A 25,442-nucleotide genomic window follows, 5' to 3' on the forward strand; every position below is an offset into this window, starting at 1 on the left:
GCTCTGGTTCGTCCGCGACCAAGATCGACGGAACACCAATAAGCATCGTCAATAGGGTGAATATGGCTGTCCGGTTCATTGAAGTCTCCATTTCAAATCTAGGTTTGTGAATATATTCTGGCGAACGTCAACGATAACCGGGCCGGCGCGGTTGATCTTCCATTTTGAAAACGCGTGTTCGCCGGCTCCGCGTTCATCGTTTTGTTATTCGGCAGTTTGGTCTTCGTCACTGGACGCGTTGTCAATTTGAGTTTCGCCTTTCGCTGCATTTTCCTCCGAAGTGTCTTTGCCAGCCATAAGGCTCAAAACTTCTGATTTTAAAACACCAAGGTCAAACACTTTGCTCAGTTTCGATCGAAACTCAGCAGGAGTGTCGCAGACCCATTTGTTTTCAACTTGTCGTCCAGCGACGCCTCCGAGCGCCGCAGACATGTCACCAATTCCGGGACGGTAATATGACTTCTTGAATAGGTCTGGCAATTCATCGTCCCTTGGTTGAATCCGCGCCGGGTATGGAGTGTCAGACCTGTGGACAACAGAGAATAGCGTCACGGTTCGGTTCGACGGGACATGTTTCGCGTGCACAATCAGCATGTCGTGGCCGCTGGTAGATTCAGCCTCCTGAATTACCAAATCCAACAGTCCACCACTCTGCTCGGCCCATTCTTCTTTGGCGTCACACAAGATTTCGTGCGGACTGCTTGTGTCGTCGAGGTTAAGGTCGTATGGCCAAAACTGATTCACGGTGTTACTCCCTTAAGTGTTACGACGATGGGTAAGTGATCGGACGCACTAGTCGCGTCCGGCCGACCTCTCGCGTCAGTAAGGCGATTCGGACCAGCCTGCGTGAGAATCTCTATGCCGCGGAAATCGTCGACGATTGAATGATTGACAATAACTTGATCGAGCATATTCCAGCCATACGGTCCCTGACTACTCGTGTCGTAAACGGTTCCCGCTGGACCATCGGAACCGTCACCTTGCAAGCTCCACATTGGGTTGTAATAGAATTCGTATTGCTTACCCAGAAAGGTTCGATCACCAGCCTTAACGCATTCTTTTGTCATCATTGCGTTTAGCCCCATGGCAAGATTCATGCCTCTGTCATGGGGATTCATGTTGAAATCACCAAGTAGTATCAAATGGTTTGTAGCTTGTTCGGTTTTTACAAAGCGAATTTCGTCAGCCAAGCTTTGGGCGTATGCCTGACGGGTTTCAGCATCGTAGTTGCGGATGTCGACCCCGTGTACGAGCCCGAGCAGCGCGATTCGGTTTCCCAGCTTCAATCGTCGCACGCTCGTGCGGAACCCCTTGTGAACCTCAGAGAGGTCGAGAGTTGGGTACTTGCAAAAACATTGAAACCGATCCTCTGAATTTGATTCCGGAATGAAGAAACGGTTGTCAACATTTGCCTTCAAGGCACCCAGCGTATCACCGATTGGAAGTTTGCACTCGTTTAAAACAACGATAGCCGCTTCGTTTTCTGCGGCCATATCGCACACAAGATTGGTCAAGTCCTTGCGTTTCACATTCCAGAAAACGATGCGCACAATTCGATGCTCAGTTTCAGCTCAGGATGTTTAGTTGGGGTAAGCCGAATAACGGCCGACATCAGCGGGGACGAGCGGATGAGCAACCACTGCCCAATCGCGCTTTCGAGTCCTCCGTTGCATGTCATGGTTCGGCCCGATTAATGGGGAAGGCTGGGTAGCGGATCCACGTCATCATAGCGGGTCGCGACCAATATCCCAACGTCGGAGAAAGTTGCGCAGAGCCAAGATCAATCGCGTCGCCACTCCCACGCTGCGCGCCGCATGGGACTCGTAGGCGATACGGTTCTGATCGTCGATGATGACGTAGTCGTCTACGTGACTACATGTGAGATGTACAGCGCCGGTGACGTGTCGCAGGAAGTAGACGTTGTGTTCGTCGAGGATGTATTGCTTGACATCGGTGTACGCCTTAGTGACGTCAGTACGATCCTCGGCTGGGAGTATTGCATATTCGATGTGCGAGAGGGGTGTGCCGTACGTCTCTTCGAGTTCGTCCCAAGAACGGTCAGCCCATTGGTCCGACAGTTTGGCTTGGAGTTCCAATGCTGCCTTTGGAATCGTCATTGAGTTAGCGTCAGGAAATCAGTTGAGTGGCCGAACGTCGGCGTTGACCGGGCCGCGGCCAACCAACTTTGATTTCATGAAACGCGCAGCCCGCGGCTCCGTGTCCAACGCATGGTTCATCGCCCTTTTCGTGCGACGTGGTCGTCGAGCATCGCAATTATACGTGGATCAGAAGCCGCGATGCGGTCCCGAGGAGTGTACCCGTCGTTGTTCGTGATCGTATAATCTGCACCGCTAGCGAGCAACTCCTTGATCGCTTCGTAGTGCCCACCATTGCATGCGAACCACAGGGGCGTTTGACCAGTGCCACATTGGGCATCAACGTCCGCGCCGTGGCGGATCAACTCTCGAATCAAGAGTTGATCGCCGTCTAGTGCTGCGAGATGGAGGGCAGTCGTTTGATCGCCAATGATTGGCCGATGGTCGCGAGCGTTAATATCGTCACCAGTATAAATCGCAGCCAACGCCGCGTCACGATCACCCTGAGTCAACGCGACTAACAAGCGAGTCGGAGGATCGTCAATATCACGGGTCATGTGTCAGTTTGTCGATGAACGTCAGCGATCATCGGGTCGCGAAAGGAAAAGTAACCATGTCAAACCAAGCCTCACGCGACTCCGATGCATCGCATTGTTCATCGGCCAGAATCGTCGAGATACTTGACCCTCGCGGGGAAGTGTCATATCGGCGTCCGGTCGATGATCTTGCGGTATGGCAGGCGTTGCGAACCAGAGGGTACGCAGTTAGGGCACCGAAAACGTTTCGCGTCAAAAGTCTCGATGAATTTCCGTGTGTTACGGGCAGGTCGCACAAAGTCGTGATCGACGAAAACGGCGTGACCGTGTACGCGGATGAACATTCGGACGACCATATTCCTGATGTCGGGAAATAGGTCCGATGAACGTCCGCCGTCACCGGGCACGGAGAGACGACTTTCCATTTGTGAAAACATGCAAGCCGTGCTCCGTGTGCACGGCATTGTTATCCGCCGACATTCGTTGAATTGTGACCAGCCGTGATCTCTGAGGAGTCGCGATAGTAGTACCTTGCGGGGACAACGGCCCGGCAAGATGAGCATGCGGCCATGATACGTTTTCCAACGGACGCAGCACCCCAACGAATGCCGCCGGCATCCCAAACAGACCTTTCAGATTCGCATTTAGTGCATTGAATCATCCATTGCTGGGATGACGCCTGCATGGATTGAAACCATGGCGACGGCAGCAACCGTTCAGCGATTCGTTGTATTCGGGACACAGAATGCTCCAAGATAGCGGTTGAAATTTGGCGAACCAATTCTTGAGGCTCAATCAAGACCATCTTAGGGCGCACAAGATCGATTCGGATAACGTTACGCGTAACCGGGCACGCGCGGAAGATTCTCAATTCCAAAAAACGCTGGCTCGCGTGCTCCGGTTCACGCGATGGTTATGCGACTTGTTTTGGGCGACAAACTCGCGGATAGGCGAGTGCGAAACCCATTGCATTGTATCGCGTCAAATGAACGGGACCACTGCCAATGGGAGTGGCATTCCGATTTATGAGGTACGTGCCGAGGTAGCAATCACGCAAGGATTGGCTCTCTGTGTCCGCACCAAGCCACAAAAGATCTAGAACAAGGTTAAACGGTCCAAACATCCACATCATCATCCGAATTGTCATGCTGATTAACGAGGGACGTCCACCCTTCGCTGACACCAGTTTGATTCCCAGTAGTCGGTATCCAATAGTTCCGAAATTTGATCTTTTCACTGGTGCGAGATAGACCCAGATTGCAGCCAGAAATGCGAGCAAGAATATGCCACTCGGGTCGGATTGAATGACCTCGGACAAAATCAAAACAAGGAATGGCATCCACAATATAATCCCGATCACGACAATCACGATGGAGTCAATCAACATTGCGATTAGTCGTTTACCGAAACCTGCGTAGTCTGTCGGCTCGTAGTAGTTTGCGTCTCCTAGCGAGTTGTCACCCAAATTTACGTTCCTATTGGTCCGAGTATCTGTCGCATAACGTCTCACATCACCGGGTGGCGGCGATTGACGTGATTCCAAAGAAACGTGACCACCGCCACTCCGGTGCATGTGTTGGTTATCGGCATTTATGGACGGGCGTTGATCGAGTGCCGGGCAGTGACGACCACGCCGCCACAGTTTAGCGGGCGCTGGTTCACGCGGCAAGCAATCGGGCATTGACCGGGTCGGCAAGTAAACGGGCATTGTCATACGACGGCGTTTACAGACGGTAAACGAAGAATCAATAACGTTGTCGTTGGATCAGCAAACGACAGCAGCGAATACGGTCAAGGAATGTTGGCGGCGTGGGTTGTGGCAATCGTCAACGGAGGATCAAGACGTTTGAATCGCCGAATTGCTAACACAAGAGCCGAACGACAATCGTACGACCGAGCGTTGCAGCAATCGCCTGTGCAACCAAACGCGTTTAACATACGAGGAGTCAGTCCGATAACAACTAAGTTATCCCCCGGTGAGTCGGGGTGTAAGAGGGTACCGAGCGGGGGTGTATTAGTATACACTCCTTTTACTACCCGTGTCAGCCGATCTTTTTTGACATTATCCCTCGACATGTGTTTTCAGGGGGGCAGTCACGGATTTGGCGTTGCTTTGGCTGTTGAAAAGGAGAGCTTGGATGTCAGTGGCTCAGTTCGAACGGGAAATTCTGGGTGATCGCCTGGGCGAAAATGACCAAGCTTGGTTCCCCCGATGGCTACGCCGATATGCAATGAGCTTTCGCAACGGATTGGAAGACGATCTTGTCGTTAATTTGGGCTCGGTGCTGAAGTTTTCCCGGAGTTTGTTGGCCAGCGGCGCCCCGGCTTGGCAGCGTTGGCAGGCGGTACGGGCGATCGAATTCTATCGAACCTCGGTGCTGGGTTGCTCCGAACCGGATCTCTCGCAAGTGATCGCAACGCTTGCACGATTAGGATGCCAGGAGCGGAACCTGCCTTTGGAGGCCCCGCCCACTGAAGAGGAATTGGGCAAGTTGCGTGGCAATTTGAATCGCAGCGAACCGATTTTTATCCAAACGATGCGGGGGGAGATGCGAGTGTTGCACTACGCGGCAGCGACGGAAAAAGCGTACGTGCGTTGGGTAAAACGTTTCTCGGGGTTTGTCGGCTCCGTTGAGCTGGAGCAATTCGGGGACCGAGACATCGGTGCCTTCCTGACCCACATGGCAGTGGAGGGTAACGTGTCGGCGAGCACCCAAACCCAAGCCCAATCGGGCCTGCTGTTTTTCTATCAATGCGTGCTCGGCAAGCAGCTTGGATTTCTCAATGCGGTCCGCGCCAAAAAAAGCGACTCGATCCCGGTTTGGTTTAGCCGATCGGAGATCGAACAGTTGTTGGTTCATTTCGTTGGAGTACACCGGCTGATGTTCTTGCTGATTTACGGCGCCGGCCTGCGACACAAAGAGTGCCGTCGTTTGCGGATCAAGGACGTCTGTTTCGATGAAGGTCACTTGGTGATCCGTGATGGCAAGGGTGAGAAGGATCGGATTACGTTCTTGCCGGAGCGTGCGGTGGAGGATTTGAAACGTCAAATTGAATATGCCCATCGGATGCACCGAATTGATGTCGATGCCGGTTACACGCAGGTCTATTTGCCGTACGCGCTAGCGAGGAAGTACCCCAACGCGGGCCAAGAAGTGGGTTGGAAGTGGGTGTTTCCGTCACGGCAGCGAAATCTAGACAAACGGAGCGGACAGACATGGCGTCACCATATTGCTGAGGAGCAGTTTGCCAATGCGTTTAAGGCGGCATTGAAAATGTCTGGGATCGTAAAGAACGGTGTTCCGCACAGTCTGCGACACAGTTTCGCTACTCACCTCGTCGAAGCGGGAACGGATATCACGACGGTTCAAAAACTGATGGGGCACAAAGACATTCAAACGACCATGGACTACATCCATATCAGTCAGAAGTTCGGTGTTGACCTCAAGAGCCCGATGGACACGCTTGGGTAGCGAGCGTAACAAGATCACGTTGGCGATTGAGTGCGTTCTCATTTGATTTGCGTCCTCGTCGACCGGGACGATCACTGACAACCGGTCTACCCGAGGTGAGGGCGGACTTCGTCTACTTGGGTGACTTCAACGTCGCCTTTTTGTTGGTGGGCTTAGATGATTAGCGATCGGTTTCGGTGTTCGATGCGAGTAAAACGCCACCCTCGGATGCTTAAGCTTTTCCGATATCCAAACGCGATGCAAGCAAATTCTTGAAACATGCTGGGCCTGCCTCGCCTCCCCGTGCTGCTACCGGTCCTAAGTCCGTCCGTCGGTTCACGCATCCTCTTCAAAAAACTTCTTGAGATCGCGAGTCGCCGTATGGTGATTCCCCAATCGTCAACGTACTACACCCCGGAATCATCAAGACCAGACCACTGCTGGTCGACGAGATCTTGTGCGTCCTCGGCGACGAGCAGGCTCATCGGGTCCCGGCTATCGCCCAGCACCGAATACTCGTTCTCAAGCGTGTTGGGACGAAACAGTAGTTCGGAGCCGGCGATCTTTCGAAACCCGATGCCGGCTAACTCCTTGGGGTCCAGATCCGTCGGAAGGGAAAAAGTATCAGGAGCCGAATTGGTTGAATGACCTTTTTTCTCTCCTGACCGTTTTTTCTCTTGCGTCGTTTTGAGTCCGTAGCGCACGATTGACGGGCGTTCGTTTGGATGGTTGGCGGTGACGGCGAATCGTATGGGCTGCCGGCGTGGCTCCAGTGCTTCCGGTAGGTTGCGTCACCTTTTTCAATCACTTGCGAACGCGACTTCCGACAATCTCGATCCGCAGGATCCGGCACTGAGACGATTTGGTCGCGTAAGTGTTTTGCTAGCGAGATTGGGTGTCAAGTTTCGTCGACGTCAACAAGACCGTTGATCGATCGGAGACGGCGCATTTGCTTGCGTGCTTGATCGGTCGGCCCTCGCCGATGTCGTCGGGTGATGGGCGATCGGTATCGATGATGCGTTGCCAACCCTGGAAACCGTCTGGCGGCGATGGCAATTCAAATTCGATCGCTTCCCAATACTTGTTGAAGATCAAGTGAAACCACTTTTCGTTGGTTTCGATCGTGAATGCGACGCTGCGTGATGAGTTGCCCCAATCCGGTCGATCCAATTGCGTGCCGTGCCACCGGACTCGCGAACGCGAGATCACTTCGTTCAGGCTGGCATCGGGATCTGTCCGTTCGGGCAAACGGTTTCGATACTCGATCAACGTTTTGACGAATCGGTGTACTTCCGCGTTCTTTTCTAACAACGACCAGTCAAACCAATTCGTTTCGTTGTCTTGGCAGTAGGCGTTGTTGTTGCCGTTCTGGGTTCGTCGCACTTCGTCGCCCATCAATAACATTGGGACTCCGAAAGCCAGGACGTTGATGGAGAAGAAGTTCTTGATCTGTTTGATTCGAAGCCGTTCGACCGTGGCGTCTTTGGTCGGGCCTTCGATGCCACAGTTCCAACTCAAGTTTTCGTTGTGCCCGTCACGGTTGCCTTCGTTGTTGGCGTCGTTGTACTTCTGGCTGTAGGTAACCAAGTCGTTCATCGTGAACCCGTCATGCGAGGTCACAAAATTGATACTCTGTTCCGGCTCGCGATTGCGGTGCCCGTAAATGTCGGGGCTGGCAAGGAACCGTTTCGTGAACGTTCCGGCATGGCCTTCGTCTCCTTTGACGAACGAACGAACATCGTCGCGAAAATGCCCGTTCCATTCCTTCCAGTGGTCGCCAAAGAAATTACCTACTTGATAAAGCCCCGCGGCATCCCAGGCTTCCGCAATCAATTTTGTACCGCTCAGCACCGGATCGGTTTCGATGTCCCACAAGATCGGCGGGTCGGCTTGTGGCTGGCCGTTGGTATCGCGTGAGAGGACCGAAGCGAGATCGAATCGAAATCCATCGACGTGCATTTCTTCGACCCAATAGCGAAGACTGCTAAGGATCATTCGTCGCACGATCGCATGGTTCCCGTTGAGTGTATTGCCACAACCGCTGAAGTTGGCATAGCGACTGCGGTCGTGCCCGGCCAAGGGATTCTTGTCCAAGATGTAGTACGCCGAGTTTTCAAAACCCTTAAAACAGAACGTAGGTCCGGATGCATCGCCTTCGGCGGTGTGGTTGTACACGACATCCAACAGGACTTCGATGTCGGCGCGGTGAAACGCCTTGACCATGTCCCGAAACTCGTCAAGGACTTTCAAAGGGTCGTTGGTGGTGCCGTAGCCAATGTGCGGCGCAAAGAACGATACGGGATTGTATCCCCAGTAGTTGGTCAAACCGGGCGGGGCTTCTTGGGGATCAAATTGAAACGTCGGCAACAGTTCGATCGCCGTCACGCCCAGTTCTTTCAGGTACGGAATCTTCTCGATCAAACCCAGGTACGTTCCCCGCTTCGATGGTTCGACGCCCGACGAAGGGTGCTTGGTGAAACCACCCACATGCATTTCGTAAATGATCGTCTTGTTGAAGGGACGATAGAGCGGCAAGTCGCCTTCCCAGTCGTACGTCGACAGGTCGGCCACGACGCTCTTCATCGCGAACGGAGTATTATCACCGGCGCAGGATCCAGCTTGGCGGTCGAACGCTTCGGGGACGCCGACGGCGCGACCGTAGGGATCGAGCAACAGCTTCTGGCCATCAAATCGCAATCCATGTTCGGGCAAGTACGGCCCGTGAGCTCGAAAGGCATACACCTGGCCGACGCGGACGTCGGCGACTTCCACGTGCCAATAGTGAAACGTGCGATGCCGCTTGGGATCCAACGGAATCACGCGGGCGGGCGCGGCGTCGTCGACATCGTCGAACAACAGCAACTCCATCGAATGGCAGCTTTTCGAGTGGACGCTAAAATTGCATCCGGCCGGTGTCAGGGATGCGCCAAGCGGATAGGTCTTGCCAGGTAGGATCGAAGTCATGATTTTTCAGGCCGGGAGAGCGGGATTCGATCCAAGGATAGCTTGCCGGCGAGGCGTAGGTTTGCCAACATGCGGCGGTTTCCCTTCTTTCTCGTCCTATCGCCCTGCCATGTTGTTGATCGCCACCGATGAAGCGGGATATGGACCCAAGCTGGGGCCGCTGGTCATCGCCGCAACCGCTTGGAAAATTCCTGGCGAAGGGTTGAATCACGACGCCATCGACGCTGCGTTTGCGATCCTTCGCGAACCGGCCTGGCTGGGATCCCTGAAAATCAAAGTCGATGATTCGAAGTCGGTCTACAAGCCGGGCGCCGGTTTGGCCGTGCTGCACGCCGTCGTCAGCGCCAGCCATCATTGGTGTGGACAAGCCACGATGGGGCTGCGTGAGATGCTAATGACGATCGCTGCCGATGATTTCGCATCGATCGAAGGGACGCCGTGGCTGCGGGATCTGAGCGACGAAGCTTACCTGTCGCCGACCGAGACGAAACCGTTGTTGGCCACTTGGAAGTCGAACGCCAATCGGCTTGTTGACGTTCGGTGCCGCGTGATCACAGCGTCACGGTTTAACGCAGCGTGCGTCGACGGGATGAACAAGGCGGATCTGCTGTCCGAGTCGACGATCGGTCTGGCAAAGTCGATGATCGATTCACACGCCGCTGACGAACGGGAAGTCGTCGTGTATTGCGATCGCCATGGCGGCCGTCGCTATTACAGCGGTGTGTTGGGCCACGTCTTCCCCGATGCGACCATCGCGGTGATTGCCGAGTCGAAACAACGAAGTGCCTATCGATTGACCGAGCACGGCAAGACGATCGACATCGCGTTCACGGTAAAGGGCGACTCGTTCACGCCGGTTGCGTTGTCGTCGATGCACGCCAAGTACCTGCGGGAACGTTTGATGCAGTCGCTCAATCGCTACTTTGCCGATCGCGACAAAAGCAAGACGTTGACTCCCACGGCCGGCTATCCCGTCGACGCGGATCGTTTTCTAGCAGCGATCGAACCCACCATCCGACGCGAAAAAATCAACCGCGACAACTTGATTCGTTGTCGCTAACGCGGGCGTTCTGGATTCGCGGTACGGCGCACGAGGTTTGTCGATTTCGTGACCCGCGACGCGTAAGTGAACGTCCGGCTTCGCTTCACCCTCCATTTTCAACATGCTGCTGAGCGAGAAGAGGATTCCAGTATCATTGCCCTCTCCTCGCTTAGGGTCGACTGTCCCGAGGGAGAGTGAAGTCGTCACAAAGCACGGTAAAAATTGAATCACCTAAGCCGGACGTTCTCGTAAGCGGCCGGGTGACTCACGATACCCGAGGCCTTACGGCCACCGGCTCACCCATGCTTTGGATGAGACAACGCTTTGAATCGTCCACACGTCGCCTACGATTCGATTTCGGCCCACGATGCGGTTTGGATGAAGTCGCATTTGCCGCAGCGGACTCGTGCGCCGAGTGATTCGGGTCTGACGCGGATGCGGCGTTCACAGCCTTCGCATTCCATCCTCAATTCATGAGTCGCCGCGACGATCGTGTCTAACTTTGCCGGGGTCAGCCCGGGCACACTTATGTCGCCGGCCGTCAGCGTCGTCAGCAAATCGTCCGACAATTCCGTCACGTCAGCGATGCGATCGGCCAGTCGCCGGACGCTGTCCTCGAACGCGTTGCGGACCAATCGGCCGTTGCCGAAATGCCGATCGCGCTGGGTAAACAGTTGGTTCAGTCCGACCAGCAACCGATGCCGGGCGGCGGCGGGAAGCGCGTAGTCGTTGGACACCGACATTGCCTCGAAGATCCTTCCCATTTCGGCGGGCGTGTAATCGTCGAATTCGATCGTGGTGTTGATACGAGACGAAAGTCCCGGGTTGGAACGAATCATCGTTGCCATTTCGTCACCGTATCCGGCCAGGATGACCGCAAACTTGTCTCGGTCGTCTTCCATCCGTTTGAGCAACGTTTGGATCGCCTCGCGGCCGTACGCGTCATCACCGGATGCGTCTATCAAACTGTACGCTTCGTCGATGAACAGCACGCCACCGATCGCCGAGTCACAAAGCTTGTTGGTTTTCGTCGCCGTCTGTCCGGCGTACTCGGCAACCAATCCGCTGCGATCCGTTTCGACAACGTGGCCGGTCGGCAACGTGCCCAAGGCTCCCAAAATTTGGCCGACGATTCGCGCCACGGTTGTCTTGCCGGTACCCGGATTGCCGACGAACGTCATGTGCAAACTGATGGGCATCGTCGACAGTCCCTTGCCGCGACGTTGCTGTTGCAGTTTCAGGAAATTCGTGAAGCTCTTCACTCGCGTCTTCACGTTACCCAATCCAACCAGCAATTCCAATTCGCACATCGCCGCTCGCAAACGTTCGTCGCGATCAATCGCCGGCGTCGCCGCGGTATCGCCCGGAGAGGTCGCCTGCGCTTGCTGGTAGGCGTGAGCCGAAGCACCCGAGTGAGACGAGTTCGTGCCGATCGGCGAAGATAATTTGGCCAGTGTCGATGCCGGGTCGGCCGGTCGCAGTGCGGCGTCGATTTCGCGTTGCAGAGTGTGCAGGGCGATGGATTCTTCGGGCATCGTTTGCCCGTCGCATTTGGCGACCAGGTTGGCCAACCGCATCACGATCGTTTCGACTTGCGCCTTGCTGTCGGCCAGTGGCGCGTAGCGGACGAACGGTGCCACCAGGGCTTCCCACGACAATTGATCGGCTTGCTGGAACAAACCGGTGGCGGCTTCGCGAAGCTGGCTGCCGTGGAATTGTTGGCCCCACAAGTGCTCGATCATCGCCGCGGCGACTTTCTTTTCGGGCCCCGTCCACCGATCGTCGGCGCGGACGATCGTGACGTAGACCTTGACCAGCAATCCGCGATGCAGATCGTCCATCAAGGCGGGAAAGTCTTCGACGCGGCCTTCGATCATCGTCGGATAGCGGCGGACCATCCATTTCCCGCACTGCTGGTAAAGTTTTCCGCAGTCGCGAATCACCCGGCGCAGCATTCCGATCAAGCGAGTTTCGTCAACGTCGTTCATGAAAGGATGTGAAAAAGAATAGGGGTGCAAAAATTCGCTGATCGGGACCGGACCAGTGTAATGGCTAACAAACGATCACGGCGAGGCGATTGAAAAACAAAAGATTTTCAAACCCTAGCAGCCTGCTAAAACACGCCCGATGCCCGCCGAATCGGTTGGCCAGCGATCGATGGGAAGGTTAGTCTAGTGGGTCTGTGAAAACGCCCCGCCCATGCAAACGAAGAGATCCACGATGCTTCGAATACTGTCCGCAATTGCCGCCGTCGCCCTGGTCTGGACGCCTTCGCTTCTGTTCGCCGATCATGAAGTGATGCTGCAAGGCAACAATCGGTTGGTCATCGTCGGCGCCGACGGCAATATCACTTGGGAAATGCGGTGGGGCGGAATCCATGATTTGCACGTGCTCGACAACGGCAACATCCTGACGCGTCAGGGCCCCACCAATGTGGTCGAAATCAACCCAACGACCAAAGCAATGGAATGGTCGTACGATTCGGCCACTCAGGGCGGCAACGAAGGCAAACGCATCGAAGTCCACGCCTTCGAACGATTGGACAACGGCAACACCATGATCGCCGAATCGGGTGCTGCGCGAATCATCGAAGTCGACGACGACGGAAAGATTGTCAAAGAGATTCCGTTGACCGTCGACCATCCGGATCCGCACACCGACACGCGACTGGTTCGATCGACGGACGCAGGCACGTATTTGGTGACGCACGAATCGGACGGCAAGGTCCGCGAATATGACCGTGAAACGGGCAAGATTGTTTGGGAATACGAAGTCCCGCTTTTCGGTCGTGAACCGGCCAAAGGTCATGGCCCCGAAGGATACGGCAACCGACTTTTCTCGGCACTGCGATTGCCGAACGGAAACACCTTGATCGGAACGGGGAACGGGCACGGAGTGATCGAGGTGACGCCCGACAAAGAAGTTGTTTGGCAAATTCAACAAGACGATTTGGCAGACATCCGACTGGCTTGGGTCACGACCATCGAAGTGCTGCCAGACGGAAACTATGTGATCGGAAATTGCCACGCCGGTAAGGGGCAACCGTTGCTGGTGGAAGTGAATCCGAAAACCAAGGAAGTGGTTTGGACGTTTGATCGCTTCGACGACTTCGGGAATGCGGTATCGAATTCGGTGCTGATGGATACGGTGGGAGAGTCGTTGCGGTAGCAGTATTGCGATCGTTTTCGCCGTGCGTCCCTTACCATCGTCAGAATCGGCATCGTTTGACCGGATCGCGGTACTCGTCGGGCCGTTTTGTTGGGCCTAATTTGGACAAAGCACTATATTGAATGCCTGCCCGATCGCCGATGCGAACCCGTTCGCTTTCATTTGATCGTGGCTGCTTCGCTGCATTTGCATGCCCGTTAAGGATTCTCACTTGCATCTCTATTATTTCTTGGTCGTGATCGTTTCACTGAGCTGCGGATCGTTGCCGCCCGGCGATATCAACCCGGTTTCGGCAGCACTGGCGACGGCCGGCATGGTCACCGCCTGGATCATCCTCAGCCACGTGGCCGCGCGGACGGTTGCCAACTATGTGCGTGAAGAAAAAATCCAGCCACTTGCCGGCGCCGATTGGTTAGAAAAACAACTGGCTGCTTTTCGCTGGATCGGTTTGGGCGTTGCTGTTTTGTGTTTGGCCGGATTCGGCTTGGCACGAGCGATTCCGGCGATTCCTTGGGTTGCCGATTCGATGTTTTTGCAATCGATCCTGTTGATGGTTCCCGCATTGGCGATCGCAACGGGGACTTGGTCAGCCGAACACTATTACGGCGCCTTGCTGGGATACACGGCGCGGGGCCCCAAGAATCACGTTCAATCGGTTTGGCAATCGTTCCGCGCCGGGATGGCTTGGTTGGTTGTTCCCGTGTTGTTCTTGTTGGGGATGGCGGACTTGATCGGACGGTTGCCGATTAGCCCCTCGGCGTCAGCCATCGTGACGGTCGTTACGATCGGAGCGTTTGTCGTTCTGGGATTGCCGTGGATGATTCGTCACTTGTTCAAGACCGAATCGATTGATGGTCCGACGGAACAGTGGGTGAATGAACTGATGCAAGCAGCGGGCGTTCGTCGCACTCGCGCGGTGCGTTGGAACACAGGCCATTCGGCGTTTAACGCGATGGTGGCTGGTTTTGTTCCACCGCTGCGAACGTTGCTGTTGTCGGACCGATTGCTTGACGAGTTGCCGCGGCCACAAATCGCGATGGTCGTCTTGCACGAAGCGGCTCACTTGCGACGGCGGCACGTGCCGATGCGGATGTTGGCCGTGTTACCGGCGTGGGGCGCCGGCGCGTTGTTGACGCGAATGACGAGCCAGCAATCGTGGTCGCTGGCGGCCGGCAGCGTCGTCGGCATCTTGTTGACGATGATGATCTTGCGCTGGGTCGCCTATCGGACCGAATACGATGCCGACGTTCAAGCTTGCCAAACCGCCGCCTCGATCGGAAGCGGCCCGGGCGGCATCGACGGTGTGCCCAACACGGTCGAGGAAGCCACCGACGCCTTGGCGGCCGCACTGATGCGGGTGACGTTCGACCAACCGGCCAACCGCAAACCGACGTGGATGCACCCGGGCGTGGCCGATCGTATCGCATGGATGCGAACCCAATGCGAAACGCCAATTATCCACACGTTCGCAAAAGTGTCTTAGCAGACTGTTAAAAAGGGGGTCTGACCCTTTGGAGAAGTTGCTGGAAACACGGTGAATTCGAAACGTCGGAGAGGGTCAGCCCGCTTTTTCAACAGGCTGTTAGGACCTTCGGAACGATAAGTGGCGAATCTCACCCGTGATGTCGCGACCGGATGGCCGATGATCAGTCGACGTTGTCGAAGTCGTCGAAATCGTCCAGGTCGTCATCGACGTCGTCTTCGATGCTTTCTTCTTCGGGATCGTCGGCCGTGTTGAGTCCGAATTCGGCGCTAATCTCGTCATCGATCTCGATTTCGTAGTCGTCTTCGAGTTCTTCTTCAAAGTCATCATCGAAATTGTCGTCGAAGTCATCTTCGTCGATGTCATCAAATTCATCGACGTCGTCGTCGTCGGCTAGATCGTCCTTGCCGTCATCGTCACCGCCGGCTGCATCGTCGTCGGTGGAATCGGAGTCATCATCGCTGTCGACGTCATCATCGTCGTCGCTGATCGCGACCGGGACCACGTCTGCGGCCGGGAACCGCACCGGCACAATCACTGTGGGCACGGTCGAAACCACGCCACCCGCCAGCGGCATGGGCAAAGCTGCGTCGATGAGGGGTTCCGATTCGGTGACACTCGGAAGGGCGACAGCAGTCATGGGCGGTTTCTTACGCAGGAGAGGTTCGGTTGGGGGCGACGTGGATCTGAGCCCTGCGAAGCAACATCATCGAAATGTTGATTTGCGAAAAGCAAGCAATCTAGGTCGAGCGGGTCGAGTGATTCGTTTCGGCCAATTGTCTCGATCGTTCCGGTTTTTTCAACGCCAGTGAAAGTCGACAGCCGATTCTGATCTGGGCCCCGGATCGCACATTTTGATACCTCGCGACCAGCCGACAAGGCGAGTACCCAATGTTTTTTTCGGAAATCCGATCCATGACGCGAAATCGCACGACGTTCACCCGCACTTTGGTCGCCGGATCGCTCTCGATTGCCGTGATGGCGGGCTCGGGATGCGCCGGGCGACAATATGGCCACATTTTGGCCAATAACGACAAAGACATGGTCGGCAGCCACGCCGCCGGTGCGGCGACATGGAACCCGTTGGTCGACGAAGCGGTCGCGAAACTGCTCTCACGATGCCCTCCGACCATCCAAACGGTCGGTTTCAACACCATCGACGGGGTCCCCGGCGGCGCATCCCCCGATGGAGTAATCGGTTCGGCCCTGGCCGCCGGCCCGGCAACGGTGTGCTTCATTGGCATCGAAAACAAGAGCGCCGAGGAAATCGGCGACTTCAAAGACCAGATTTACGAGCAGATCGACAGCCAAATCAACACGGCGGAAACTTTTCGCGGAATCAGCCGCCGAATGGTCGATGCGGCCTTGATCGAGACTCGTTTGCGGCCGGATTCCCTATTTTTGCCCGAAAACCGCCACGTCTTTGCGGCCACGCTGGGCCGCCAAGGCACGCCAGTAGACTATCTGCTTTACGCCACGATCACGTCGGGAACGACCGATCGCAACAAGAGCAGCCAGCGGGATTACACGCTGACGCTGGAAATGGTGAATCTGCATACCGGCGATTTCACCAAAGAATCGGCGAAGCTGCGAAAGGGCTACTCGAAGACCCGCGCCGGCAAGTGGTGGAATTGGGGACCGTTTGACCAGGCCGATGGCTAGGTCGTCGGATAACTTTGCCGGTTTGAGCATCTTGCTGGCAAAGCTAACGTTTTTTTTCGCCATCGCGGGCCTGACCGGCTGTGCTCGGTCGGTGCATTCGATCGACCACGCGCGATCGGCGTTTTCCAGCGGCGATCTTTCGGCGGCCGACCAGACACTTACGCCGCTCGCAGAAAAGCGAGGCGGGAAGGCCGTCACGGCTTCGCTGGATTTGGCAATGGTCGAACTGGCAAGCGGCGATGTTCGCGCGGCCGAGCGTCGTTTGCGGGGACTGCGCGACAAATTCGACGGGGCGTCGAAGTCCAGCGTTGTCGGCAACGCGGTGTCGATGGTGACCGATGACCGCGCCCGCACGTACCATCCGGCGGGATACGAAGAGGTCATGATTCGCACGATGTTGTCGCTGTGCTCGCTAGCCGGCGACGGCACCGACGCGGAAAGCTACGCCCTGCAGGCGACCACGAAGCAGGCGGCACTGTTGCAGGAGGCCGAGTCGCGAGGCGTGCTGGGCGCCGGTGAGGCCTATCAAACGCTGGCCCTTGCGCCGTACTTGCGAGGCGTTCTGCGCGAGGCGACTCACCACGATTTTGACGACGCGGCCCATGCGTACCGATTGGTCAGCGAGGCGCGACCCCAATTCATTCCCGCCGGCGAAGACATCGCTCGGGCCGACGGCGGCGCGCACAGCCAACCCGGTCACGGCGTTCTGTACGTGATCGCCTGCGTCGGACGCGGCCCCGTGTTGGAAGAAACCACCGCGCCGACGACTTCGACGGCTCTATCGATCGCATCGTCCGTGCTGAACGCAGAAACCAATGAGAAAGACACGCCCGAAGGCAAGCGTGTCGACGGTCCGGTGCTGCCCAATATAGCGTCGGTCAAAATTCCCACCGTCGTGATCCCGCCTTCGCCCGTCGCGGCGATCGCGGTTCGCACGGGCGGACAGTTGCTGGGTGCGACCCAGACGCTGACGGACGTGGGCGAGCTGGCGACTCGCCAAAACGAAGCCGAGATGCCTTGGACGATCGCTCGGGCGGTCGTGCGGCGTGTGACCAAGGAAACCACCGTCGCGAAACTGGGCGACACGTTGGGCTTGGACGGATCGGCCGGATCGTTGTTCCATTTCGCCGCGGCGTCGGCATGGGCGGGATCCGAAAAAGCCGACACACGATGCTGGGGGCTGTTGCCCCGAGAAATCCAGGTCTTTCGCAGCGAGCTGCCCGTCGGCCGCCACACCGTGTCGTTACAGTCCGTCGGGTTCGGCGGACAAGGCATCGGCCCGCCGTCCAACGAATCGGTGGACATCGTCGACGGACGCAACACGTATCGCATCGTCGTCGCCCCCGCCGAACGAGTCTTTGTCGCCTCAGGCCAGTAGCCGCTCGATGACGTCGCGTCGTTTCGCGGCCACGTCGGTCAATTGGTCCAGGGCTTCCAAGTACGCGAGTTCCGCCTTCAATCGCTCGACAAAATCGGTCCTCCATCGACGAATCATGTGCGGCCCGAACATCAACGCGGCTTCGCGATCCAAACCGTCATAGGCCGGATCACGATCAATGTCGGCCCGTTCGAATCGCAAGATCTCGTACGGCCAATGTCCCACCGCGATGGTTTCATCGACAAGGTGATAGCCGCTTTCGATTCCCCACTGACGAACACGATCGACGTCGCGGTTGGGCTGGATCACGACCAGCGGCGGCACCCGATCGGGATGCGCGGACAGAATTCCAACGACTGATCGCCCGCCCATGCCACAGATGCTCAACCCGTCGGCTTCACCCGATTGAAGTCCATCAAGCCCGTCGGCGAAACGAACTTCGGCCTCGCAGCCGGCCAATGTCGTTTGTGAATTCAGAAACGGTTGCCGCTTGTTTTCGATCGCGATGCCATATTCAATCCGGCCCGCCGCAAGCATCGCACGAATCAAGTGCGCGTGATCCGATCCGATATCAGCATGGACGCGGCACCGAATCTGCGACGCGACGGCTTTCAGTCGTTGATCCAGTCGCGGCAACGTTTCGGTCATCCCAACATGCGAAACTAATAATCAAACCAACTGCCGATTCCGATGTATTCCTCGCGACGTTCGAAGAACTCGTATTGGCTGGTCGGCCCCGCACCGCACTGTAGTCCGAAACGCATCCTGCGGCCCGATTCGAGACTCTGAAAACCCCAGCCGATTTGGGCGGTCGAGGACACGTCGTATCCGACGGCTTCGCGAAAGTTCAAGTTGATCGCCGCAAAGGGTGCGCCGCGTGTCACCGACTTGGCCGGCGGCGTGTACTCGGCACCCGTTTGGATCTGCACAGGCTGGGCACCGCCCGAAACGCTGAACGCGTACGCAAACTCGCCATAAAGCCGAACCGATTCGCTAGGAACGTAACCAACACCCCAAATCGCCGACTCGGTCACGTAGTTCACGCGCTCGAACGTTGGGTTGCGTTCGATGTATTCGTCGCCGACGTGGGAGCTGATGTGAAAGTACCCAAACTTGAAACGCCAGTCGCCTTCCGAACGCGTGATCAGTGTCCCGATGCGATAGTCCATCGAATCAACGTCTTCGGATTCACGAACATTCAAACGGGTGATCACGCCGCCTTCCAAGTCCCACTGCCACCCACGAGGGTTCTTGCTGCCCAGCGTACCGTAACGCAGCAGCCCGACACGACCGCCCAGCGATGCGTCGCAATAAATGTTGTCATCAGCGTCGTACTGGATGACCGTTCCAATCCGCGGTTCCTGGGGACCGGCCAAGTAGGATCGCCACATCAATCCGTCGGGCAAGACTTGGTATTCGCGACGGTCATTGTCGCAGCGCAACGTATCAGAGCGAACCGTGGCCCCTGTCGCTTGACGGCAAATCCGATCACAGTCCACCGATGCAAGATCGAGCCTGTGTTTGGCCTGATGAAACAACAGCGGCGACTCGGGATCGCCTTCGACTGACACCCACTGGACGTCGCCAAAAAGCTCATCGCCACTGATATCGCTGTCGTCAACAGCGCGCACCGCTGGCGCGATCACAACGAGCGTCAAGATTGTGAAGATTAGTCTATGCACCCGCGGGGCCTCAGCGAATATTTCGTTCGGCGATGTTCGCTTGATGCGATGTTTGCGACGCGACTCGGCGTGCAACAAAGACGACGTCGTCACCGTTTGCGTCCACCGATAAACACTGCCGCTTCAATTGGTTGCGAACGAAGTCGCGGTTTCCCTTGTTCACCACCACGATCATTTCATCGTGCTGCGTCAAGATACGATCCGCAGCTTTGCTATGAACATCGGAACAATGGATCACTGTATGGATCGGAAGCTGAAGTTTAGCAGCGTGAGGATTTTCGCCGAAGAAAACCACAGGGGTGGTTGGATGATGCGGCGTCAACGCCGCGACTCTCGCCAAAATCGACCGCTCCGTCGCTGCAACCGGAATGAAACGCGTCGTCGTGAAACTCAGCACGCCAAACGCGACACATGCCGTGAACGCCCAAGCGGGTGCGTTGAACGCTTGGTCTCGATTCCAAGACCGCATCACAACCGCAATCACGCCGATGCCCAAGAATCCTGCCACGACCGTGCCGGCATCGAAATGACCGCGATACCAAACGTCCACTGAAGCAACCACGGCCAGGGTGAACACCAAGATCAACGACGCCCGCTGTGGAAACGGACGCAAGTAGCTTGTGATGCGACTGGTGACTTGCGGCTGAAAGACCGTTTGGTCAAGCATCACGCCCATCATCAGGCTGATCATCGGTAAAGCCGGCAGAATGTAGGTCGGCAACTTGCAACTGGCGAACGAAAAGAAGGCCAGAATCCAGACCGATGCACACGCCAAGTAGCCAAGGTCTTTCGTGCGTAGCCGCCGATTCTGATCGGATCGACTGAACAAGAACACGCCCAACGACGGCAGCAGCAACGACGTGGGAAACATCGCCGCGAAAAGTGTTGGCACGTAGAACCAAAACGGTGCGCGGTGGTTCGATCCTTTGGTGAACCGGTTCAGATTGTGTTCCAAGAAAAAGTAGTCACCGAAATCGGGGTTCGACTTCCACACCGCCACATACCAAGGCACACAAACCAAAAACATCGGCACGACGAAGGCCGCCCAGTGGACCAGGCGAACGCGACTCTGGTCACGCCGCAGCCAACCACTGGCAACCAGTGGCGGCGCGCACAACAACAGCGACACGGGCCCTTTTGTCAAAACGCCCAACGCGCACGCCGACCCGGACAACACCCACCAAGCCCAACGATGTCGTTCCTCGCGAACGGCCAGATAGCCCGCAAGCAAACTCAACACGACAAAGAACGCGAGCAACGAATCGAGGATCAAAAAACGCCCCGCAATCACGAAGCCACCGCACAACAACAGCGACATCGCCCCCAACCAAGCCGCGCGTGCCCCAACGATGCGTCGTCCCAACACGAAAACCAAACCGACCGTCGCCATCGCCGACAACACGGCCGGCAGTCGCGAAGAAAACTCCGTCGGACCGAGCAAACCAATGCTGGCTGCCGTCAACCAATACATCAGCGGCGGTTTGTCCAAGTACGGCTTTCCGGCGAGTGTCGGCGTGACCCAATCGCCTGAATCGATCATCTCGATCGCGATCTGCGCGTAACGCGTCTCGTCCGGTTCGATCAACGGATACGACAGCGACGGCAATAGGACCGCAAACGTGGCCACATACAAGACCCACGCCGCAATCGATTCTTGCCGACGCGTCCAGGAATGCGATTTCAGTTCGTTGCGGTCATCGATCGGAAACTGGACGCGGTTGTACCAATCTCTTAGTCGCAGCTTTGTTTTCGCTAACATCGAATCAGGCGGGAAAATAGACAGTTTTTCGAATCAAGAAGAAGCCGATCACCATCGCGACGCCGTTTGCAATCCAGACACCAACGGCGGCGATCTTACCGTCCTTGGCCATGTCAAGCGTCAACGCGAATACGGGATAGTAGATCAACAAGGTTGGTAGAAACACGACAGCAAACGTCGTCATCGTGTCCGAAGTTTTCATGCGAATGGCCAGCGGAATTCCCAACATCGAAAGCGCCAAACAGGTGAATCCGCTCGCCCATCGTCGATGTACTTCAGTATCCAATCGGTGTAGTCGCTTGCGGCTCTTTGTCAGCGACACCAAGCGAATCTGGGCACCGTCATCACAGATCGAATCCATTCGCGATCCGATCACGCTGAATCCGGTTCGCACGGCGATCTCACTTTCGCGGCGATGGATATCGGATGCTTGTTTGACCGACGCGATGGGAAAGTCGTTCATCGGCATGTGCGACGGATTGGCAGTCAACACGTCGTATGCCGGTTTGTTCGACAACGGAATCGTGTGAACCAGCGTGTCGGGAAATTGGAACGATGCTTTCCCACCAACACTGGCTTCGCCATCAGTCACACTCAGCGTCAGTGCCTGGTTCGCGTCGTTGTACGACAGCACGGCGGTTCGCGCGTTGATCGAAACGGATTCGTTATTTGCCCGACGCAAATGGATGACGGGATCCATCAACGTTTTCCCTTCGACGTCGCGAACGGTCAGCGACATCGATCCGTGTTGAAAACTGCGATCGCGCTGCAGCACTCCGTAGGCGACGTGTTCCACCGAACTCATGACGACGCGCTGGATGCCATGGAACCCCCATGTGAACGCCGTATTGATCAATACGACCGTGGCAAGACTCAACAGCGTACTGATCACGATCGCCGGCATCATCGCGGGGATCGGCGAAATTCCGACCGATTGCAAAGCCGTAAACTCGTTGTCCGCGGACATGCGTCCATAGACGCAGCAAACGCTAAACAAGGCCGTGCCGGGAACCGCCAACGACAACGCATTGGGCGCCGCGTATGGGATCAACTGCATGACGCCAGCGACACCGAGACCCTGTTCCAGAGCTTCCCGAGCCACGCCGATGAACATCACCAAAACGGTCAAGGCGATCAGCGCGACCAGAAACACTCGCAGGATATCGTAGGCAATCCGTCGTTGAATGGTTTTCATCGCTGGCCTCCTTCGACGACTTGCACGCCCCCGCGTTGAATCGGGCCGTTTTCGCAACGTTCAAGAGCGTCGACCAGTTTCCAAATCTGGTGGATGTCGCGTTCCCCTTCGACATGCCCCGTCGGCATCAACAAGCAGAGCTCCATAGGGAAGACGATCGACAGGATTTTTGACCAACGGCGGCTTCCCCCGCGGAAGAAACTTTCCAATCGAATTGCCGATGAAGCCATCGCACTCATCGGTTCACCTTGACAACTGCCGTGGGGCTGACGCGTTCAGCCAAGCGTTGCGTCGGAGGTGTGGCCTCGATGAACAAAGCAGCGCCGCGACTCGCCAGCGAAACGATCTTCGTTCCGTCTGGAAGACTCTCTCGAAGCAATTCGTTGGTGATGCGATGGTGAACCACCAAAACCGTTTTTCCGTGGTTTTGAACGTATTCACGTAGTTCGGGATCGCGAACATTCGAAAAGTTGGGAATGTCGCTGCGTTCCAAGTAGAAAGGCACTTCCGAAAATTCGTGGGACACCGTCGCCATGTTGGGATGCGTGGCGGTTGCGATCGTTCGGTCAAGCGATGACGAACCGGCAAACAGACTCTGGCTACTGCTGAACGCGGGAACCATGTGATGCATCACCATGACGGCGAACAAAAACGAAGCCAGAGCCGACGAACCCCACGCCTGTTTCGCGTGCCGCCGGTCGTTGACCAACAACAACGCCGTGACCAACGATCCTGCCCAAAGCATTGCCCAAACGTAGATGGTCGAGGGGACTTCAAGCCCGGCGGCGATCGCGTAAACGACGAAGGCAATGCCCGCGACGCACGTGGTCACGGTCGCCGTTCGTGCCAACCAGTATTGGGCGAACCAATATTTTGACGGGACCGGAGCCTCGACAATCATGTGGTGAAGGTAGTGGCCAATCATCAACGACATCGCCGGTGCCGCTGGTAACAAATAGGTTGGCAACTTGCACTTTGACATTGAAAAGAAGATGAAGCACCAGACGCTCCACATCAACAAGAATCCGAGGGCGGGTGGGCGTTCGAATCGGATGCCGTCCCTGTGGCCGAACAGAAACGAAGCGTACGGAATTGTCAGGAACGACCACGGATGGCCGGCAACCATCAACACCGGAATGAAGTACCAAATCGGACGGACGTGGAATTCACCAGCGAATCGACCCAAATTGTGAGTGATAAAGAATTCATTCAAAAAGTTCGCGTCCTGGACAGTTACGGCCGCAAACCAAGGCGTCGCCACGAGACCGACCAATCCAAGAATCGTCGCATAGTCCCTCAGTCTTGGTCGAGCATGCGCGTCGGAAATCCAGGACATCACGAACACCGGCGGCAACCACAGCACCAAAATCAACGGGCCCTTGGTCATGAACGCCAAACCGCAACAGATGCCGGACAAACACCACCATCCGAGTTTCAGCCGTTCGGTCCGAATCGCTTCGTAGGCCGATCCCATCGCCAACGTCACGAGCAACGCCAAGACTCCGTCGAGCAACAAGTAACGACTTGTGAAGATGAACCCGACCGACAACATCAGCACCAAACCGCCCAACAAACCGACGCAGCGATGGAAGAATCGCGAACCGAAAAACATCGTTGCCGCCATCGTTGCCAGCGCGGCCGAAGCGGGTACAAATCGAGCGGCCCATTCGTTGGTGCCGAATATTTTGAAGCTGATCGCGCACAACCAATACAACAACGGAGGCTTGTCGTAGTAGGTTTCAAAATTCAACTGAGGCAACACCCAATTTCCGGTCGCCAGCATCTCGCGAGAAATCTCGGCATAGCGAGTCTCGTCGCGATCGATCAACGGATAGCTCAAGTTGGTGAACATGAACAGAGCTGCGATCGCCAGCAGCGCCACTTGCAGCCAACCGAGTTGTCGATCCGTCGGCATCAGCGAAGTCTTGTCAACGTCGGCGACGTGGTTGAGCGCGGTTGGGGATTTCTCGGTGGATGCAACGACACTGGGGAATTGAACCGAGTTCCACCAAAACCGCGCTAAACTGGCCAGTACTTTGGGGATGTGGGTGATCGATACGGTGCTGTTGCCTTCGGTGCGGGGCCGATGCGAAACGCCGACTTCGACAACGCTGTAACCGCGCTGGTTCGCTTGGGTCAACAGTTCGGAATTGACCAGAAAACCGTTGCCCGAAATCGTCAGGTTCTGAATCACATCGCGATGGAACAACTTCATCGCACAGTCCACATCACGAACACCGGTTCGCAATAGCACGCGAACCAATTGGTTGTAGACCCGCGAATAGATACACCGAAGCGCTGTGTCTTTGCGATCGATTCGGTAGCCGCAAACGATGTCGTAGTCCTTGGCGAGCAACACGAACCGATCAAGTTCTGTCAAATCGAACTGGCAATCGGCGTCCGTGAACATCACGAACCCTTTCGACGCCGCGGCGAAACCGCTGCGCAGTGCCGCTCCGTATCCTTGGTTGGGGGCGTGCCGAACCAGTCGCACCGCAGGGTTTTCTCGGGCACACGCCAGCACCAAATCCGAAGTCCCGTCGGTGCTGCCATCATCGACGACGATGATTTCGTAGTCAGCCGAAACCAGTCGCAGCGCAGCGTCCGCTTCGGCGATGGCGGTCGTGATGATCTCGCATTCGTTCCATGCGGGTAAAACGAGCGAGATGGCGGCGTCGGTGCCGGGTCTTGAGTGCATCCTTGCAACTTCCTGAAGCGAATTCTGGGGCAGTCAGGGGAACCATAGGACTCCCCCGATCGGCACGGCAAGCCCAACTTCTAAGTTTTTCGTAACTGACGTTGGCCATGTTGCTGGCAACAGCGCGACGGTGGTCGGTGCACTCCGAACCAAGCCGGCATCGGGCTGGTGCTTGGGAGAATAGGATGGAGTGGAATGAAATGATCGAAAACGGATGGGACGTCGACGCGTTCGCACACGAGTTTGCCGGCAAACCGGCTATGCTAAGGTCGTTGATCGCCGTGCCGTCCTATTTGGAACGGACTCCGGCAAAAGAACGCTAGAATG

Annotated in this window: 22 protein-coding genes; 7 read left to right on the top strand and 15 right to left on the bottom strand. The window is 56.3% G+C overall.

Translation table 11 applies throughout. The features are described from left to right. Positions 1-204: 204 nt before the first annotated feature. The 5 genes from Poly51_RS00005 to Poly51_RS00030 form a co-directional block, all read right to left on the bottom strand. Complete coding sequence (locus tag Poly51_RS00005) at positions 205-744, bottom strand: hypothetical protein (RefSeq protein WP_146453316.1); 540 nt, start codon at positions 742-744, stop codon at positions 205-207. Beyond that, positions 741-1,550: an endonuclease/exonuclease/phosphatase family protein gene (locus tag Poly51_RS00010; protein ID WP_146453317.1), complete on the bottom strand. Its 810-nt coding sequence runs from the start codon at positions 1,548-1,550 to the stop codon at positions 741-743. The genes Poly51_RS00005 and Poly51_RS00010 overlap by 4 nt, the downstream gene beginning before the upstream one ends. Before the next feature lie 174 nt (positions 1,551-1,724). Continuing rightward, positions 1,725-2,117, bottom strand: a complete 393-nt coding sequence (locus Poly51_RS00015) for a hypothetical protein (protein ID WP_146453318.1) — start codon at positions 2,115-2,117, stop codon at positions 1,725-1,727. A gap of 116 nt (positions 2,118-2,233) precedes the next feature. Continuing rightward, positions 2,234-2,653, bottom strand: coding sequence for an ankyrin repeat domain-containing protein (locus Poly51_RS00020; protein WP_146453319.1), 420 nt, complete (start codon positions 2,651-2,653; stop codon positions 2,234-2,236). An 892-nt stretch (positions 2,654-3,545) separates the two neighbouring features. Beyond that, on the bottom strand, positions 3,546-4,346 hold the full coding sequence (locus tag Poly51_RS00030; RefSeq protein ID WP_315853647.1) for an RDD family protein: 801 nt from the start codon (positions 4,344-4,346) through the stop codon (positions 3,546-3,548). A gap of 424 nt (positions 4,347-4,770) precedes the next feature. On the opposite strand from Poly51_RS00030, the gene Poly51_RS00035 reads away from it, so the two are divergent. Next, the gene (locus Poly51_RS00035; protein ID WP_146453321.1) at positions 4,771-6,105 is read left to right on the top strand and encodes an integron integrase; all 1,335 of its coding nucleotides are present in this window, start codon (positions 4,771-4,773) and stop codon (positions 6,103-6,105) included. 386 nt (positions 6,106-6,491) lie between these two features. Here Poly51_RS00035 and Poly51_RS00040 read toward each other — a convergent pair whose 3' ends face one another. Both Poly51_RS00040 and glgX read right to left on the bottom strand, forming a co-directional pair. Further along, complete coding sequence (locus tag Poly51_RS00040; protein WP_146453322.1) at positions 6,492-6,788, bottom strand: hypothetical protein; 297 nt, start codon at positions 6,786-6,788, stop codon at positions 6,492-6,494. Positions 6,789-6,966: 178 nt separating this feature from the next. Beyond that, a complete protein-coding gene (gene glgX / locus Poly51_RS00045) occupies positions 6,967-9,048 on the bottom strand; it encodes a glycogen debranching protein GlgX (protein WP_146453323.1) in 2,082 nt (693 codons plus the stop codon). 109 nt (positions 9,049-9,157) lie between these two features. Between glgX and Poly51_RS00050 the strand changes: the two genes are divergently transcribed. Beyond that, positions 9,158-10,108: a hypothetical protein gene (locus tag Poly51_RS00050; protein ID WP_146453324.1), complete on the top strand. Its 951-nt coding sequence runs from the start codon at positions 9,158-9,160 to the stop codon at positions 10,106-10,108. A 326-nt stretch (positions 10,109-10,434) separates the two neighbouring features. On the opposite strand, the gene Poly51_RS00055 is transcribed toward Poly51_RS00050, so the two are convergent. Continuing rightward, positions 10,435-12,078, bottom strand: a complete 1,644-nt coding sequence (locus Poly51_RS00055; RefSeq protein WP_146453325.1) for an AAA family ATPase — start codon at positions 12,076-12,078, stop codon at positions 10,435-10,437. 232 nt (positions 12,079-12,310) lie between these two features. Here Poly51_RS00055 and Poly51_RS00060 point away from each other — a divergent pair, with 232 nt between their 5' ends. Together Poly51_RS00060 and Poly51_RS00065 are read left to right on the top strand one after the other, a co-directional pair. After that, on the top strand, positions 12,311-13,258 hold the full coding sequence (locus Poly51_RS00060) for an outer membrane protein assembly factor BamB family protein (protein WP_246114171.1): 948 nt from the start codon (positions 12,311-12,313) through the stop codon (positions 13,256-13,258). Between the two features lie 211 nt (positions 13,259-13,469). Then, positions 13,470-14,741: a M48 family metalloprotease gene (locus Poly51_RS00065; RefSeq protein WP_186775253.1), complete on the top strand. Its 1,272-nt coding sequence runs from the start codon at positions 13,470-13,472 to the stop codon at positions 14,739-14,741. A 163-nt stretch (positions 14,742-14,904) separates the two neighbouring features. Here the strand turns inward: Poly51_RS00065 and Poly51_RS00070 are convergent, their stop codons facing one another. Next, positions 14,905-15,381 carry a hypothetical protein gene (locus Poly51_RS00070; protein WP_246114172.1) on the bottom strand — a complete coding sequence of 159 codons (477 nt, stop codon included), beginning with the start codon at positions 15,379-15,381 and terminating at the stop codon, positions 14,905-14,907. 338 nt (positions 15,382-15,719) lie between these two features. Between Poly51_RS00070 and Poly51_RS00075 the strand changes: the two genes are divergently transcribed. Continuing rightward, positions 15,720-16,403 (top strand): penicillin-binding protein activator LpoB, encoded by a 684-nt coding sequence (locus Poly51_RS00075; RefSeq protein ID WP_390621739.1) that lies wholly within the window; start codon positions 15,720-15,722, stop codon positions 16,401-16,403. Continuing rightward, positions 16,396-17,781 carry a COG3014 family protein gene (locus Poly51_RS00080; protein WP_246114174.1) on the top strand — a complete coding sequence of 462 codons (1,386 nt, stop codon included), beginning with the start codon at positions 16,396-16,398 and terminating at the stop codon, positions 17,779-17,781. The genes Poly51_RS00075 and Poly51_RS00080 overlap by 8 nt, the downstream gene beginning before the upstream one ends. Here the strand turns inward: Poly51_RS00080 and Poly51_RS00085 are convergent. The 6 genes from Poly51_RS00085 to Poly51_RS00110 are packed head-to-tail and all read right to left on the bottom strand — an operon-like array spanning position 17,770 to position 25,115. Further along, on the bottom strand, positions 17,770-18,429 hold the full coding sequence (locus Poly51_RS00085) for a tRNA (adenine(22)-N(1))-methyltransferase (RefSeq protein WP_246114175.1): 660 nt from the start codon (positions 18,427-18,429) through the stop codon (positions 17,770-17,772). The genes Poly51_RS00080 and Poly51_RS00085 overlap by 12 nt on opposite strands. A 14-nt stretch (positions 18,430-18,443) precedes the next feature. Further along, the gene (locus Poly51_RS00090; RefSeq protein WP_146453329.1) at positions 18,444-19,463 is read right to left on the bottom strand and encodes a DUF1207 domain-containing protein; all 1,020 of its coding nucleotides are present in this window, start codon (positions 19,461-19,463) and stop codon (positions 18,444-18,446) included. A 10-nt stretch (positions 19,464-19,473) separates the two neighbouring features. Beyond that, complete coding sequence (locus Poly51_RS00095; RefSeq protein ID WP_146453330.1) at positions 19,474-21,222, bottom strand: ArnT family glycosyltransferase; 1,749 nt, start codon at positions 21,220-21,222, stop codon at positions 19,474-19,476. A gap of 4 nt (positions 21,223-21,226) precedes the next feature. Further along, positions 21,227-22,417: an LptF/LptG family permease gene (locus Poly51_RS00100; protein WP_146453331.1), complete on the bottom strand. Its 1,191-nt coding sequence runs from the start codon at positions 22,415-22,417 to the stop codon at positions 21,227-21,229. Then, the gene (locus Poly51_RS00105; protein ID WP_146453332.1) at positions 22,414-22,656 is read right to left on the bottom strand and encodes a hypothetical protein; all 243 of its coding nucleotides are present in this window, start codon (positions 22,654-22,656) and stop codon (positions 22,414-22,416) included. The genes Poly51_RS00100 and Poly51_RS00105 overlap by 4 nt, the downstream gene beginning before the upstream one ends. Next, positions 22,653-25,115, bottom strand: coding sequence for a glycosyltransferase (locus Poly51_RS00110; protein ID WP_146453333.1), 2,463 nt, complete (start codon positions 25,113-25,115; stop codon positions 22,653-22,655). The genes Poly51_RS00105 and Poly51_RS00110 overlap by 4 nt, the downstream gene beginning before the upstream one ends. Before the next feature lie 185 nt (positions 25,116-25,300). On the opposite strand from Poly51_RS00110, the gene Poly51_RS30245 reads away from it, so the two are divergent. After that, positions 25,301-25,438 (top strand): hypothetical protein, encoded by a 138-nt coding sequence (locus tag Poly51_RS30245; RefSeq protein WP_186775254.1) that lies wholly within the window; start codon positions 25,301-25,303, stop codon positions 25,436-25,438. Positions 25,439-25,442 lie beyond the last annotated feature (4 nt).

It is taken from the genome of Rubripirellula tenax (assembly GCF_007860125.1).
Lineage (GTDB): Bacteria > Planctomycetota > Planctomycetia > Pirellulales > Pirellulaceae > Rubripirellula > Rubripirellula tenax.

Coding starts and splice junctions, on each gene's coding strand:
- Poly51_RS00015 (WP_146453318.1), bottom strand. CDS start 2,117: ATGACGATTCCAAAGGCAGCATTGGAACTCCAAGCCAAACTGTCGGAC.
- Poly51_RS00020 (WP_146453319.1), bottom strand. CDS start 2,653: ATGACCCGTGATATTGACGATCCTCCGACTCGCTTGTTAGTCGCGTTG.
- Poly51_RS00030 (WP_315853647.1), bottom strand. CDS start 4,346: ATGACAATGCCCGTTTACTTGCCGACCCGGTCAATGCCCGATTGCTTG.
- Poly51_RS00035 (WP_146453321.1), top strand. CDS start 4,771: ATGTCAGTGGCTCAGTTCGAACGGGAAATTCTGGGTGATCGCCTGGGC.
- glgX (WP_146453323.1), bottom strand. CDS start 9,048: ATGACTTCGATCCTACCTGGCAAGACCTATCCGCTTGGCGCATCCCTG.
- Poly51_RS00050 (WP_146453324.1), top strand. CDS start 9,158: ATGTTGTTGATCGCCACCGATGAAGCGGGATATGGACCCAAGCTGGGG.
- Poly51_RS00055 (WP_146453325.1), bottom strand. CDS start 12,078: ATGAACGACGTTGACGAAACTCGCTTGATCGGAATGCTGCGCCGGGTG.
- Poly51_RS00060 (WP_246114171.1), top strand. CDS start 12,311: ATGCTTCGAATACTGTCCGCAATTGCCGCCGTCGCCCTGGTCTGGACG.
- Poly51_RS00070 (WP_246114172.1), bottom strand. CDS start 15,381: ATGACTGCTGTCGCCCTTCCGAGTGTCACCGAATCGGAACCCCTCATC.
- Poly51_RS00075 (WP_390621739.1), top strand. CDS start 15,720: ATGGCGGGCTCGGGATGCGCCGGGCGACAATATGGCCACATTTTGGCC.
- Poly51_RS00080 (WP_246114174.1), top strand. CDS start 16,396: ATGGCTAGGTCGTCGGATAACTTTGCCGGTTTGAGCATCTTGCTGGCA.
- Poly51_RS00085 (WP_246114175.1), bottom strand. CDS start 18,429: ATGACCGAAACGTTGCCGCGACTGGATCAACGACTGAAAGCCGTCGCG.
- Poly51_RS00095 (WP_146453330.1), bottom strand. CDS start 21,222: ATGTTAGCGAAAACAAAGCTGCGACTAAGAGATTGGTACAACCGCGTC.
- Poly51_RS00100 (WP_146453331.1), bottom strand. CDS start 22,417: ATGAAAACCATTCAACGACGGATTGCCTACGATATCCTGCGAGTGTTT.
- Poly51_RS00105 (WP_146453332.1), bottom strand. CDS start 22,656: ATGAGTGCGATGGCTTCATCGGCAATTCGATTGGAAAGTTTCTTCCGC.
- Poly51_RS00110 (WP_146453333.1), bottom strand. CDS start 25,115: ATGCACTCAAGACCCGGCACCGACGCCGCCATCTCGCTCGTTTTACCC.
- Poly51_RS30245 (WP_186775254.1), top strand. CDS start 25,301: ATGGAGTGGAATGAAATGATCGAAAACGGATGGGACGTCGACGCGTTC.